This window comes from Nocardia sp. NBC_00416, from assembly GCF_036032445.1.
In the GTDB taxonomy this organism is placed as follows: Bacteria; Actinomycetota; Actinomycetes; order Mycobacteriales; family Mycobacteriaceae; genus Nocardia.
The window spans coordinates 5,828,108-5,841,052 of the sequence record NZ_CP107932.1 but is presented as its reverse complement, the minus strand read 5'-3'; the positions used below and the strand labels follow the sequence as shown (position 1 = coordinate 5,841,052).

11 protein-coding genes are annotated in these 12,945 nt (G+C 66.7%); 4 read left to right on the top strand and 7 right to left on the bottom strand.

Annotated elements, in window-relative coordinates; translation table 11 throughout:
- Positions 1–113: 113 nt before the first annotated feature.
- On the top strand, positions 114–1,082 hold the full coding sequence (locus OG804_RS25300; RefSeq protein WP_328390562.1) for an acyl-ACP desaturase: 969 nt from the start codon (positions 114–116) through the stop codon (positions 1,080–1,082).
- Between the two features lie 232 nt (positions 1,083–1,314).
- Here the strand turns inward: OG804_RS25300 and OG804_RS25295 are convergent, their stop codons facing one another.
- Positions 1,315–1,908 carry a hypothetical protein gene (locus OG804_RS25295; RefSeq protein ID WP_328390560.1) on the bottom strand — a complete coding sequence of 198 codons (594 nt, stop codon included), beginning with the start codon at positions 1,906–1,908 and terminating at the stop codon, positions 1,315–1,317.
- Between the two features lie 277 nt (positions 1,909–2,185).
- On the opposite strand from OG804_RS25295, the gene dusB reads away from it, so the two are divergent.
- The 3 genes from dusB to phoU all read left to right on the top strand — a co-directional run bounded on the left by dusB (position 2,186) and on the right by phoU (position 6,829).
- Positions 2,186–3,334 carry a tRNA dihydrouridine synthase DusB gene (gene dusB, locus OG804_RS25290; protein WP_328390558.1) on the top strand — a complete coding sequence of 383 codons (1,149 nt, stop codon included), beginning with the start codon at positions 2,186–2,188 and terminating at the stop codon, positions 3,332–3,334.
- 965 nt (positions 3,335–4,299) lie between these two features.
- Positions 4,300–6,087, top strand: a complete 1,788-nt coding sequence (locus OG804_RS25285) for an LCP family protein (RefSeq protein WP_328390556.1) — start codon at positions 4,300–4,302, stop codon at positions 6,085–6,087.
- Positions 6,088–6,166: 79 nt separating this feature from the next.
- Complete coding sequence (phoU, locus tag OG804_RS25280) at positions 6,167–6,829, top strand: phosphate signaling complex protein PhoU (protein ID WP_328390554.1); 663 nt, start codon at positions 6,167–6,169, stop codon at positions 6,827–6,829.
- Between the two features lie 125 nt (positions 6,830–6,954).
- Here phoU and pstB read toward each other — a convergent pair whose 3' ends face one another.
- The 6 genes from pstB to OG804_RS25250 form a co-directional block, all read right to left on the bottom strand.
- Positions 6,955–7,731 (bottom strand): phosphate ABC transporter ATP-binding protein PstB, encoded by a 777-nt coding sequence (gene pstB, locus OG804_RS25275; RefSeq protein WP_328390552.1) that lies wholly within the window; start codon positions 7,729–7,731, stop codon positions 6,955–6,957.
- 19 nt (positions 7,732–7,750) lie between these two features.
- Positions 7,751–8,647, bottom strand: coding sequence for a phosphate ABC transporter permease PstA (pstA, locus tag OG804_RS25270; protein ID WP_328398735.1), 897 nt, complete (start codon positions 8,645–8,647; stop codon positions 7,751–7,753).
- A gap of 8 nt (positions 8,648–8,655) precedes the next feature.
- On the bottom strand, positions 8,656–9,627 hold the full coding sequence (pstC, locus tag OG804_RS25265; RefSeq protein ID WP_328390550.1) for a phosphate ABC transporter permease subunit PstC: 972 nt from the start codon (positions 9,625–9,627) through the stop codon (positions 8,656–8,658).
- Between the two features lie 88 nt (positions 9,628–9,715).
- On the bottom strand, positions 9,716–10,825 hold the full coding sequence (gene pstS / locus OG804_RS25260) for a phosphate ABC transporter substrate-binding protein PstS (protein WP_328390548.1): 1,110 nt from the start codon (positions 10,823–10,825) through the stop codon (positions 9,716–9,718).
- A gap of 304 nt (positions 10,826–11,129) precedes the next feature.
- Positions 11,130–12,038, bottom strand: a complete 909-nt coding sequence (gene mshD / locus OG804_RS25255; RefSeq protein WP_328390546.1) for a mycothiol synthase — start codon at positions 12,036–12,038, stop codon at positions 11,130–11,132.
- Positions 12,039–12,049: 11 nt separating this feature from the next.
- Complete coding sequence (locus OG804_RS25250) at positions 12,050–12,817, bottom strand: winged helix-turn-helix transcriptional regulator (RefSeq protein ID WP_328390544.1); 768 nt, start codon at positions 12,815–12,817, stop codon at positions 12,050–12,052.
- Between the last annotated feature and the right edge of the window lie 128 nt (positions 12,818–12,945).

Genomic DNA, 12,945 nt, shown 5'->3' with positions numbered 1-12,945 from the left:
TTCTCGGTCGGATGCGTTTCGCATCACACCTACGGTGCCGTAAGGTAGGGCCGCATCGGCAACGGTCTGAACAGGTGACCCGCACGAACGCGACAGATGAAGGGCTTGATTACATGGCTAGGGATCTGACTCAACTCGAGCTGCTCACAGAGTTGGAGCCGGTTGCCGAGCAGAACGTCAACCGGCACCTCTCCTTGGCAAAAGAGTGGCATCCGCACGACTACGTGCCCTGGGACGAAGGCCGCAATTTCGCCGCGATGGGCGGACAGGACTGGGACCCCGAGCAATCCAAGCTCAGCGAAGTCGCCAAAGCCGCCATGATCACCAACCTGCTCACCGAGGACAACCTGCCCTCCTACCACCGCGAGATCGCCGAGAACTTCTCCCAGGACGGCGCCTGGGGCACCTGGGTCGGACGCTGGACCGCCGAGGAGAACCGCCACGGCATCGCCATGCGCGACTACCTGGTGGTGACCCGCGGCGTCGACCCGGTCGCGCTGGAGCAGGCCCGCATGATCCACATGACCAACGGGTTCGCCTCGCCCGCCGAGGCCGACGCCGGTTTCCTGCATTCGGTCGCCTACGTGACCTTCCAGGAGCTGGCCACGCGCGTCTCGCACCGGAATACCGGCAAAGTCTGCGACGACGCCATCGCCGACCGGATGCTGCAGCGCATCGCCGCCGACGAGAACCTGCACATGATCTTCTACCGCAATATGTGCGGCGCGGCCCTGGACCTGTGCCCGGATCAGGCGCTGGACGCGATCACACTGATTCTGGAGAATTTCCAGATGCCGGGTGCCGGAATGCCGAATTTCCGCCGCAACGGTGTGCTCATGGCCAAGCACGGTATCTACGATCTGCGCCAGCACCTCGAAGAGGTCGTGCAGCCCGTTCTCAAGAAATGGGATGTGTTCGGCCGTACCGACTTCACCGCCCACGGCGAACAGACCCGGGAACGGCTCGCCGATTTCCTGGAGAAATTGTCCGGCGACGTCGTCAAGTTCGAAGAACAGCGCGACCGGATGCTCGCCCGCGAGGCAGCGAAACGCGAGAAGGCCTTCGCCACCGCGAACAGCTGAGGCTCCGAAACACCCGAAGAACGAGACCGCCGGGGTAATCCGGCGGTCTCGTTCTGTTCGCGGAGGAAACCATACAAATGCACCTCCACCCACACCCCTGGTCCACCTCGTATGGTCCACCCTCGAGGTCGGGGCCCGCCCCGGTTCTGGAGCGACAGAGCGCCGGAGCGAAGAACCGGGGTTGACAAGGGCCCCGACCCGCGGCGCCACAGGCGACGCAATCAGACACAGCTCACTTCATCGGTAGGGCGCCGTCGACTCCGCCTACATCCGTGATCTGCCAGCCGGAGTTCTCGTCGACGGTCACGGTGTAGGTGACCGTCGTCTGCGTGCCGGCCGGATTCTGCGCGTTGGTCGAGGTCACGTCGACGAACACGTTCACTTTGTAGATGCCGTCCTGCTCGGACATGAGCTTCGCCGTGATCGGCTGGGCGGTCGAGGTCCACTGCAGCGGCACCAGGATCTGTTCCAGTTTCGGCGCGGTCTCATCGAATTTGCCCGCCAGCTGCGGGCTGGTGTTCTTCTTGAGGCCCGTGATCCAGGCGTCGAGATCCTTGAAGTTCACGGTGGCGGCGCCTACCGCGTAGTCGGTGGCCAGCTGTTCGGCACGGCTGTCGTCGGCCGCGCGCTGATCTCTCTCGGCCAGTTCGCCGCGTGCGGTGAAGTAGAGGACGGCGAAGACCACGGCCGCCACCGCGAGTACCGCGACGAGCACGGCGCGGACCAGGCTGGACACCCTGATCGATACGGTGCCGGGGCGTCCGCCGGGCGCCGCCGGTTTCTCGGTGGCGGGGTCGGTTCCGGTGTCGTCGGTGTGCTCGGCCATAGGTGATCGCGTCCTTTTTCGATTGCTCCCGATCCGGGGTGCGGGCCCGGGCGGTGTATCCAGCGGAAATCGGGCGGCCGGCGGGTCCGGCGACACGAGGCTAACGCCCGTCCGCGCCGCGCCCGGCCGGCACCTGCCCGCAACGCTTCGCAGATCACAGTGCGGGCGACTCACGACCCGGGTAAATGGGCTCGGGGGCCGGGTGCTCGCCATGAGTCGGCGGCGGTGAGGCACCCGACAGTGACCGGACCGGACGCTCCAGGGAAAATAGGACACTGTGCAAACACAGCTGGCGCAGGAGACACGTTTGCGGATCGGCCCCTACCCGGTGGATCCGCCGGTTGTCCTCGCCCCGATGGCAGGCATCACCAACCTGGCTTTCCGCAAGCTCTGCCGGGAGTTCGGCAGCCCGACCGCGATCTACGTCTGCGAGATGATCACCGCCCGCGCGGTGGTGGAACGCAACGAGAAAACGCTGCACATGATGTCGTTCGACGAGGGTGAATCGCCCCGGTCGATGCAGTTGTACGGGGTGGACCCGGCGACCCTGGGCGAGGCGGTCCGGATCATCGTCGGCGAGGGCTGGGCCGATCACATCGATATGAATCTCGGCTGCCCGGTCCCCAAGGTGACCCGGCTCGGCGGCGGGGCCGCCCTGCCGTACAAGCGGAACCTGTTCGCGGCGATCGTCCGGGAAATGGTGCGGGCCGCCGAGCCGGCGGGTGTGCCGGTGACCATGAAGTTCCGTATCGGGATCGACGACGACCACCAGACCTATCTGGATACCGGCCGCATCGCCGAGAGCGAGGGCGCCGCCGCCGTCGCGCTGCATGCTCGCACTGCCGCGCAGCGCTATTCCGGTACTGCCGACTGGTCCGCCATCGCGCGTCTGAAAGAGGCCGTCACCACCATTCCGGTACTGGGCAACGGGGATATTTTCAGCGCCGCGGACGCGGTCGCGATGATGGCGCGGACCGGGTGCGACGGGGTTGTGGTGGGGCGCGGCTGCCTGGGCCGGCCCTGGTTGTTCGGCGAGCTGAGCGCCGCCCTGCGCGGACAGCCCGCGCCGACCCTGCCGACGCTCGGTGAAGTCGGCGCGATCCTGGCACGCCACGCCGGGCTGCTCGCCGAACACCATGGTGAGGACAAGGGGATGCGGGACCTGCGCAAACATATGGCCTGGTACTTCATGGGGTTCCCGCTCGGCGCCGACCTGCGGCGCAGTTTCGCCACCGTGTCCACGCTGGCCGAGCTCGACACCCTGGTCGCGCAGCTCGATCCCACCGTCCCGTTCCCCAAGGACGCCGAAGGACCGCGGGGCCGGCAGGGGTCTCCCGGGAAGGTCGCGCTCCCGCACGGCTGGCTGGACGATCCCGGCGATCGGACCGTGCCGGCGGGCGCCGATGTGATGCACAGCGGCGGCTGACCCGAGTCGACACGCCGACGCCTCCGGCAGCCGAACCGGCCGCGCGCCGCATGGAAACATGACCTCGGGCAACTTTCCAGCATTAATCCTGTTTGCTGCCCGCTCGTAATGTCCGAGTGGCTCTCAGAGGCGAAATCGTTATCATTGCGGAATCCCGCGCAGCCTTTCGAGCACGGCTGTGGCGGCAGCGAGTTGCGGAAAAGCGAGGTTCATTGGTGGGTGACGATCGGCACGGGCGTTCACCACGGCCCGGAGGTCGCGCACCGTGGGAGCGGAATCCCACGGGAGAGTCCCCCGAAATGGAAGGCTCGAGAGGGGCTCGTCGGCCACGGCAGCCGGAGCCGCCGGCCAATCCCGGACCGCTGACGGTTCAGGATCTGGTCGACCGGGTGGACAGCGAACGAGACAGCGAACGAACCGTCCGGCGACGCGAGGGCGACGCGCCCCGGCATGGCGCGCCCACGGGACCGCCTGCCGAACGCCCCGCGCGTCCGGCGGCTCCAGGACCGAGGCCGAACGCCGAACATCGGCCCCGGCCGGAACAGCCCGGTCCAGAGGGCCCGCCCCCCGGGCGACCGAACCGCCCGACCCCGCCCCCGGCACGAGGTGGTGCGCCCGCGTCGGCTCGCCCGCCCACCGGATCCTCGCCCGTGGCCCAGCCGGGTCCGGCGGATCGTCCGGCCGGCGGTCCCGCCCCACGGCGGCCCGACCGACCACCGCAACCCCCTGCCGCCCGGAACCAGCAACCCGCGCCCCCGCAGCGACCCGGTCCGGATCAGCCCGGCCCGGCGCGGCCACCCGGCCGGCCCACCGAACCGCGTCCCCGTCCCGGCGGGGAGCTGCCGCCCGGCCCGAACGCGGCCCGTCCGGCGACCGACGGCCGGCCGGCGGTGCCGCCGCCCCCGAAATCCGGACCGGATCCGTCGAAACGCCCACCGACTGGACAGCGTCCCGCGGCGTCGCCGGTGGAATCGGGCGAGCCGACCACCGCGGTTCCGCAGCAGCCGGACCCCACCCGAGGCGGCCCCCGGCCGGGTAGCGAAGCCGCGCCGAAACGTTCCCGGCAACCATCGGGCACACCCCGGCGGAGCAAAGCCGGCAAAGCGGCGCCTGCGGAGCGCCCCGAGACGGTCACCGATGTACTGGCCCCGCTCGACGAGAACGACTCCCGTATCAACGGCCGGACCGATACCGGCGGTTGGCCCACCTCCGAGCCCGCCGCCCCGGAAACGGTCGGGAAGCCGAAACGGCGGCACACCCCCGAGAGCCGGCGCAGCAGGCGGCTGCGGATCGCAAGCCGCGCCACGGTGGCCTTCTTCTCTGTCCTCGCGCTGCTGATCACCGGTGGTGGTTGGAGCTACCTGCGTGCGACCAACAACAGCTTCACCCAGGTCTCGGCGCTCTCCGACAACGACGACGATGTCATCGACGCGAACGCCCAGCTGGGCGACGAGAACTACTTGATCGTCGGCGCCGATACCCGAGCAGGCGCCAATGGTGAGATCGGCGCGGGCACCGTGGAAGATGCCGAGGGCGCCCGCGCGGACACCACGATGCTGGTGCACATTCCGCAGAATCGCCAGCGCGTGGTGATCGTGTCGTTCCCGCGTGACCTGGACGTGACGCATCCGGAGTGCCACGGCTGGGACAACGACAAACGCGACTACACCGAAGAGGTCTACGACTCGGCCATGGGCGGCAAGCTCAACGCCGTGTACGCGCTGGGCGGACCTCAGTGCCTGCTCTCCACGGTCCAGCGTCTCACCGGAAGCACGATCAACCATTTCATCGGTATCGACTTCGCCGGATTCGAACAAATGGTCGAAAAGCTGGGCGGCGTGGAAGTGTGCGCCACCGGCCCGCTGGAGGACGAGATGCTGGGCACCATTCTTCCGGAGGCGGGGACGCACCGGATCAACGGCGCAACCGCATTGAATTATGTGCGTGCTCGCCATGTCTACGGCGAAGAACGCAGCGACTACGACCGCATCAACCGACAGCAGAAGTTCTTGGCGTCGCTGCTGCGGGGCGCCCTCTCCGGGCGGATATTGCTGGACCCGGGCAAACTGAACGGGTTCATCCAGGCGTTCAGCAAAGCGACGTTCGTCGACCACGTGGATCCGAACGACCTCCTGATGCTGGGCAAATCGTTGCAGGACCTTCGTTCCGGTGCGGTCACTTTCCTGACCGTCCCGACCGCGGGCACCACCTCCTACGGCAACGAGATCCCCCGGACCGCGGATATCCAGGCCATCTTCCGCGCGATCCGCGATGATCAGCCGCTGCCCGGCGAGAAGACCGCCCCCGCGCCGCCACCGACCTCGGCGCCCCCGGTTCCGCCGTCCCTCACCGCGGTCGATCCCAGCACCCTTTCGCTGCTGGTCTCCAATGGTTCAGGTATCTCCGGGCTGGCGAACGAGACGGCCAGCCAACTGGCCAACGTCGGTTTCGGGATCTACAAACCGGATAACTACACCAACGGCACCTCCGCGGAAACGAAGGTTCGCTACTCCACCGGGCACGAGGCCGAAGCCGCTACGGTAGCGAGCTCCATCCCCGGCGCCGTCATGGAACTGGACGAGGAACTGGGCACTATCGTCGAGCTGGTCCTGGGCGAGAACTACCAGCAGACCGTCAACGAGCCGACACCGGTCGGTGACCCGATCACCAACATCTCGACGACCAGCTCCGCGCCGGTGGAGCTGCCGTCCGATCTGGAACATGTCAACGCGGCGGACGACGGCTGCGCATAGAGGTCGCCGTCGCGGCCGACGAATGCATTTCACCCGCTGTTGGTGACGTAGTCAGCACATCGAACTAGTCTTCTGTTTCATGCGTGTCATCTACAACGAGCAAATGGCCGATCTCGCCCACCTGTTGGGCGAGATGGCCGGTATCGCCGGTTCGGCCATGGATCGCGCCACGCAAGCCCTGCTCCAGGCCGACCTGACCCTGGCCGAGCAGGTCATCGGCGAGGGTGACCGGATCGCCGAGATGATCGCCGATGCCGAGGAGAAGTCGTTCGCCCTGCTCGCGCTGCAGGCGCCGGTCGCGGGCGACCTCCGGCAGGTGGTGAGCGCGATCCAGATCGTCAACGACGTCAATCGGATGGGCACCCTCGCCTTGCACGTGGCCAAGGTTGCCCGGCGCCGGCATCCGAACCACACGCTGCCCGAGGCCGTCAACGGCTACTTCGCGGAGATGGGCCGTATCGCGGTGAGTATGGGCGGCGGCGCCAAGGAGGTGCTCGAAACCCGCGATCCCGAACGCGCGGCGCAACTGAACCAGGACGACGAAGCGATGGACGATCTGCACCGTCACCTGTTCACCCTGCTCATGGACCGCGAATGGAAGTACGGGGTCGCCGCGGCCGTCGATATCACGCTACTGGGCCGCTATTACGAACGTTTCGCCGATCACGCGGTGGAGATCGGCCGCCGGGTGATCTTCCTGGTCACCGGCGTGCTGCCGCCGGACGAGGATACCGAGTCCTGAATCCGGTGGCTCGAGCCCCGACCGGAGGTTCGAGAACAGCGTCTGGAATCAGTAGGAACGGCCGGTCTCTCGATAAAGAAAAGGCCCGCACGGAAACGTGCGGGCCTTTTCGGATCTTCGCCCGATCAGCCGAAGCGACCGGAGATGTAATCCTCGGTGGCCTTTTCGCCCGGGTTGGAGAAGATCTTCTCCGTATCGTCGATCTCGACCAATTTACCCGGCTTTCCCTGGGCCTCCAGATTGAAGAAACCGGTCTTATCGCTCACCCGCGCGGCCTGCTGCATATTGTGGGTGACGATAACGATCGTGTACTCCTTCTTCAGTTCGGTGATCAGATCTTCGATCGCCAGCGTGGAAATCGGGTCCAATGCCGAACAGGGCTCGTCCATCAGGAGTACGTCCGGCGAGACCGCGATGGCGCGGGCGATGCACAGCCGCTGCTGCTGACCGCCGGAGAGCCCGCCGCCGGGTTTGTCCAGGCGATCCTTCACCTCGTTCCACAGGTTCGCGCCCCGCAGTGAGCGTTCGGCGACCTCGTCGAGTTCCCCTTTGTTGCGCACCCCCTGCAGCTTCAGGCCGGCCACCACATTGTCGCGAATGGACATGGTGGGGAACGGGTTCGGCCGCTGGAACACCATGCCGATGGTGCGCCGCACGCCGACCGGATCTACTTGGGAAGCGTAGATGTCCTCGCCGTCGAGCATGACCGCACCCGAGACGCTGGCGTTGGGGGTCACCTCGTGCATCCGGTTCAGCGACCGCAGCACAGTGGATTTACCGCAGCCGGACGGACCGATGAAGGCGGTCACGCTGCGCGGCAAGACGTTGAGCGAGACATCGGCGACGGCGTGGAACTTGCCGTAGAAGATGTTCAGGTCTTTGATGTCGATGCGCTTGGCCATCAGTTTTCCGTTTCCGCCCTTATCGGTTCCGCGTGAGGAACTTGTTGACAGCCGCCGCCGCCAGGTACAGCGCCGCGATCATCAGGATCAGCGTCAGCGCCGCGCCCCAGACGCGCTGCCGGCCCGCGTCCTCGGCGCTCTTCAGTTCCTGGAAGATCAGCAGCGGCAGCGAAGCCATATTGCCGTCGAAGATGTTCATGTTGATCGCTTTGCTGTAGCCGACCAGCACCAGCACCGGCGCGGTCTCGCCCATCACTCGCGCCAGCGCGAGCAGGATCCCGGAGATCATGCCGGGCAGGGCGGTCGGGATGACGATCCGCACGATCGTCTTCCACTTCGGGATGCCGAGGGCGTAGGAGGCTTCGCGTAGCTCGTCCGGAACGAGTTTGAGCATCTCCTCGGTATTGCGCACGACCACCGGCAGCATCAGCAGCACGAGGGCGAGGGCCACCGCGAACGAGCTCTGCGGGAATCCCAGGGTCGCGATCCACAGGGCGAAGATGAACAGGGCCGCGACGATCGAGGGAACACCGGCCAGGATATCGACCATGAAGGTCGTGACCTTGGCGAAGCGACCGGTGCCGTATTCGATCAGATACACGGCGGCCATGATCCCGAGCGGTACCGCGATGACCGCGGCCACCGCCGACTGGACGACGGTGCCGTAGATGGCGTGGTAGACACCGCCACCGGTCTGATCGGGCAAGACGCCCTTCTGCGAGTTCTGCCACCACTCGGCCGACAGGATGATGCCGATACCGTTGCTGACCACCATCCAGAGCACCCAGGTCAGCGGGATGAGAGCGATGAGGAAGCACAGCGCGAACACCACGGTCGCGAGGTTGTTCTTGATCCGGCGGGCGGTACTCACGTTCCGGAAGGTCGGTGCCTTGACCGGCTTGTTGAGGCTGGTCATGGTGGTCATCAGCCGTTCACCTTTCCGCCCGCCGCGAGCCTGGCCAGCGCGTTGACGACGAAGGTCAGCGCGAAGAGCACGAAGCCCGCCGCGATATATGCGCCCGTGGGCAGTGGCGCGCTGAACTCGGCCGCCGCCGAGGCGATCTTGGACGCGAAGGTGAAGCCACCGTCGAACAGCGACCAGGCGCCGGGGCTCGACGAGATCTTCAGGATGAGCAGTACCGCGATGGTCTCACCGAGCGCGCGGCCCAGACCGAGCATCGAACCGGCGATGACACCGCTGCGGCCATAGGGCAGGACGGTCATCCGCACGACTTCCCATTTGGTGGCGCCCAGCGCCTGAGCCGCCTCGATATGCGCCAGCGGGGTCAGCGCGAAGACCTCACGCGACACCGAGGTGATGATCGGCAGGATCATCACCGCCAGCACCACGCCGGCCGTGAAGATCGTGCCGCCGCCACCGATGGAGACATTGCCGTCGGCGAACAGGAAGAACCAACCCAGGTTCTGGTTGAGGAACTCCTGGAACGGTTTCAGATACTCCGCCAGCACCAGCAGACCCCACAGGCCGTACACGATCGACGGCACCGCGGCCAGCAGATCGGTCAGCATGGAGAACGGCTTGGCGAGCCGCTTGGGTGCGTAGCGGGTGAGGAACAAAGCGATACCGACGCCGATCGGCACCGCGATGACCAGCGCGAACGCGGAGCTCAATACCGTCACCATGAACAGGTCACGGATACCGAAGCGGAGATTGTCCGCGTCACCGGTGTTGAACTCCGCGCTGGTGAAGAAGTTCACCTGGTCAGCCCGCAGCGATGGCACCGCACGGATCAGCAGGAACAGTGCGATCAGCGCGATCGATGCCACGATGATCGCAGCCGCGGTGGTCGCCAGCGATTTGAAGATCAGTTCGGCTCGCTGGCTGTTGCCGCCGCTCTTGTTGCGCGACGGCGCTTTCTCGGGGTCGCTCGACATGGGTGCAGTGTCTCCGACCTTCCGCGGACTCGTCACTGCTGACGAGCCCGCGGCGGCTACCTCTGGGTTGACTGTCATATTCGCGCTATCAGGAGATGGCGTTGATCGCCGTGGTCAGCTTGGTCTTGAACTCCTCCGGGATCGGCACGTAACCGTTGTCCGCCAGACCGTCCTGGCCGTTGGTGACGGCGGAGGTCAGGAATGCCTTGACAGCGGTCGCGGTCGCCCCGTCGGCGTACTTCGAGCACACGATCTCATAGGTCGGCAGGATGATCGGGTAGGCGCCGGTTTCGGTCGGCTTGTAGAACGACGAGGTGTCGAGCACCAGGTCGTTGCCCTCGCCCTTGATCTTCACACCGTTGATCGCCTTGGCGGCGGTCGCGGAGGTCAGCTCGACCGGAGCGGGTCCGGCGGAGGTGACGATCCGGGTCACCGACAGGTTCTGCGATTTGGCGAACGACCACTCGTTGTAGGAGATGGAGTTCTTGGTGCTCTTCACCGCGGCCGAGGTGCCCTCGTTGCCCTGAGTGCCCTCGCCGACGCCGCCGTTGAAGACCTTGCCGGCGCCCTTGCCCCAGGCGCCTTCGGAAGCGGCGTCCAGGTAGAGCTGGAAGTTGTCGGTGGTACCGGACTCGTCGGACCGGTAGACGACCTTGATCGGCTCAGCGGGCAGCTGCTTGCCCTCGTTGAGCGCCTTGATCTCGGGAGCGTCCCAAGTCTTGATGCTGCCGTTGAAGATCTTCGCCAGGGTCGGGCCGTCGAGCGCGAGATCGGTGACGCCGTCGATGTTGTAGGTGATGGCGATCGGGCCGAAGACGGTCGGCAGATTCCACGCGGGCGAAGCGCAGCGCTGCGCGGCCGCGGCGGGCTCGCCCTTCTTCTCGCTGAGCGGGGAGTCGCTGCCGGCGAAATCGGTCTGGCCGCCGAGGAATTCCTTGACACCCGCGCCGGAACCGCTCGAGGTGTAGTTGAGGGTCTGGCCGTCGCAGTTGGTCTCGAAGGCGGCGGTGAAACGCTCCACGGCGTTCTTCTGCGCCGACGACCCACTCGCCTTGAGTGCTTCCTCGCCACCGCAGGTGACATCGGCGTTGGCCTCGACACCGGTCGCGGACGCGTTGTCGTCGCTGCCGCAGGCGGCCAGCGGCAGGGTCACCGCCGCGATCACACCGACGAGGGCGCTGCTGCGCTTGAACTTCACTCCAGTCCTCCGGATACGTCCTACTCGCCCGGTCCCTCACCGGCCCGGGCGCGTGTTTCGGTGCGTCCGTTCGCGGGGAACTTGCACACCGGGCGACCTACTGGCGCCCAGAATCAACCTAGGTCGCGTCGATGGACAGCTGGACCAGGGCAAGTGAACGGAAGGTGAACAGCCCGGCGCTAACCCGTCCGAAATGTGTGATGTTTGCCGCGTCGTTACTCCACGCCCACCCGGGAGCGGTTTCGGCCGCCTCGACAGGACATCGAGTCACCCGGCGGTCACAGCCCGGAAAGCTCGCCGGACCTCAACCGGGCAACGAATACGCGATATCGATATGGGCCGGTTCGAATCCCAGCCCGCGATAGGTGCGGACCGCGGCGGTGTTGTCAGCCTCGGTATACAGCAGGACCTCTCCCAGTCCGGCGTCGCGCAGATGGCGCAGCCCGACCAACGTGAGCAGCCGGCCGAGCCCGCGCCCCTGCGCGGCCGGGTCGATCCCGACCACGTACACCTCACCGGCGGGAGGGTTCTCGTCCCGATGGACCTTGGTCCAGTGGAATCCGAGCAATCGCTCCGGCTGCTCGGCATCGACGGCCAGAAACAGCCCGGCCGGGTCGAACCAGTCCTCCGCGCGGCGCTGCGCCAGCTCGTCGCCGGTCCAGCCGCCCTGCTCAGGGTGCCAATCGAAGGCCGAGTTGTTGACCCGCAACAGTTCGGCGTCATCGGCCGGGCCGGCGTAAGTGCGGAGGACGACACCGTCGGGCACCTCGACATCAGGTAGCTCCGGCGTTGCCAGCGGGCGTCGCATCTGCCAGAGTTCGCGCGCCACGACCAGCCCCAACCGGTCTGCCACCGCCTGTGCCGCGGGCAACTTTCCGTGGGCCCAGATACGCGCACCGGGACCTCCCGCGGCGAGCGCCGCCGATACCACTTCGCGCCCGAGACCCCGGCCACGATACTGCGGCGCCACCGCCGCTTCCGCCATCGCTGGATGCTCGCCGTGGCCGGGCGTCAGGTTCGCGTAGCCGGCCACCGTATCCCCGGTCAGTGCGAGCAGATGACGGGCCGTGGATTCACGGCGCAGCCCGAGCACAGCCTGCTCGGACACCGGCGCGACACCGTCGGCCGCCGCCGCGGCGTCCAGCAGTGCGCGCACCCGGTCGGCGCGATCTCCCAGAGAGCGCTCGCTCCACGCCAGTTCGAACTCGGTCATCTCCGCCGGGCTCACTGGACAGTGCCGTTGACCGGCGCCATCGAATCCGTCTCCGCCCCCTCGGACTCCCCGTTCGCCGACCGGGAATCGGGATCGTTCTTGTTCGACGACCGAGCGGGCCGTACCGCCTTGTAACCCACATTGCGTACGGTGCCGATCAGCGATTCGTATTCACTGCCCAGCTTCGCGCGCAACCGTCTGACATGCACGTCCACGGTCCGGGTACCGCCGAAGAAGTCGTAGCCCCAGACCTCCTGCAGCAGCTGAGCGCGGGTGAAGACCCGGCCCGCGTGCTGCGCGAGATACTTCAACAGCTCGAATTCCTTGTAGGTCAGATCGAGCGGACGCCCGCGCAACCGCGCGGTGTAGGTGCCCTCGTCGATCACCAGCTCGCCCAGGGTGATCTTTCCGGAGTTCTCCGGGCTGGCCGCACCCCCGGTGCGGCCGACGAGCAGCCGGAGCCGGGCGTCCAGCTCCGCGGGCCCGGTACTGGGCAGCAGAATATCGTCGAGACCCCAGTCTGCGTTCACCGCGACCAGACCGCCTTCGGTGAGTACGGCGACCACCGGCACCGACGACCCGGTGCTGCCGAGCAGCCGGCACAGCCCGCGGGCGGCCGCCAGATCGGAACGCGCGTCCACCAACGCGATATCCGCGGTACCCGCCTCCAGCAACGACGCCACCTCGGTCGGCGCGGGCCGCACATTGTGTGCGAGCAGCGATAACGAGGGCAGAACCGATTCGGGGTCGGGGTCGGAGGTCAGCAGGAGCAGCTCCACAAGCACTCCTCCCATCTCGTAGCTACGCGAAAGCCAGCTTCGTCGCCGTCGCCACGTTGCTCATCCACAAAGTAATCGCTGCAAGATTAGCGCGTCGGACCCGATGACCTCGTATTCCGGGTAGATCG

Excerpts from the sequence above, each read along its gene's own strand:
- OG804_RS25300 (WP_328390562.1), top strand. The coding sequence starts at position 114 with ATGGCTAGGGATCTGACTCAACTCGAGCTGCTCACAGAGTTGGAGCCG.
- OG804_RS25295 (WP_328390560.1), bottom strand. The coding sequence starts at position 1,908 with ATGGCCGAGCACACCGACGACACCGGAACCGACCCCGCCACCGAGAAA.
- phoU (WP_328390554.1), top strand. The coding sequence starts at position 6,167 with ATGCGTGTCATCTACAACGAGCAAATGGCCGATCTCGCCCACCTGTTG.
- pstB (WP_328390552.1), bottom strand. The coding sequence starts at position 7,731 with ATGGCCAAGCGCATCGACATCAAAGACCTGAACATCTTCTACGGCAAG.
- pstA (WP_328398735.1), bottom strand. The coding sequence starts at position 8,647 with ATGACCAGCCTCAACAAGCCGGTCAAGGCACCGACCTTCCGGAACGTG.
- pstC (WP_328390550.1), bottom strand. The coding sequence starts at position 9,627 with ATGTCGAGCGACCCCGAGAAAGCGCCGTCGCGCAACAAGAGCGGCGGC.
- mshD (WP_328390546.1), bottom strand. The coding sequence starts at position 12,038 with ATGACCGAGTTCGAACTGGCGTGGAGCGAGCGCTCTCTGGGAGATCGC.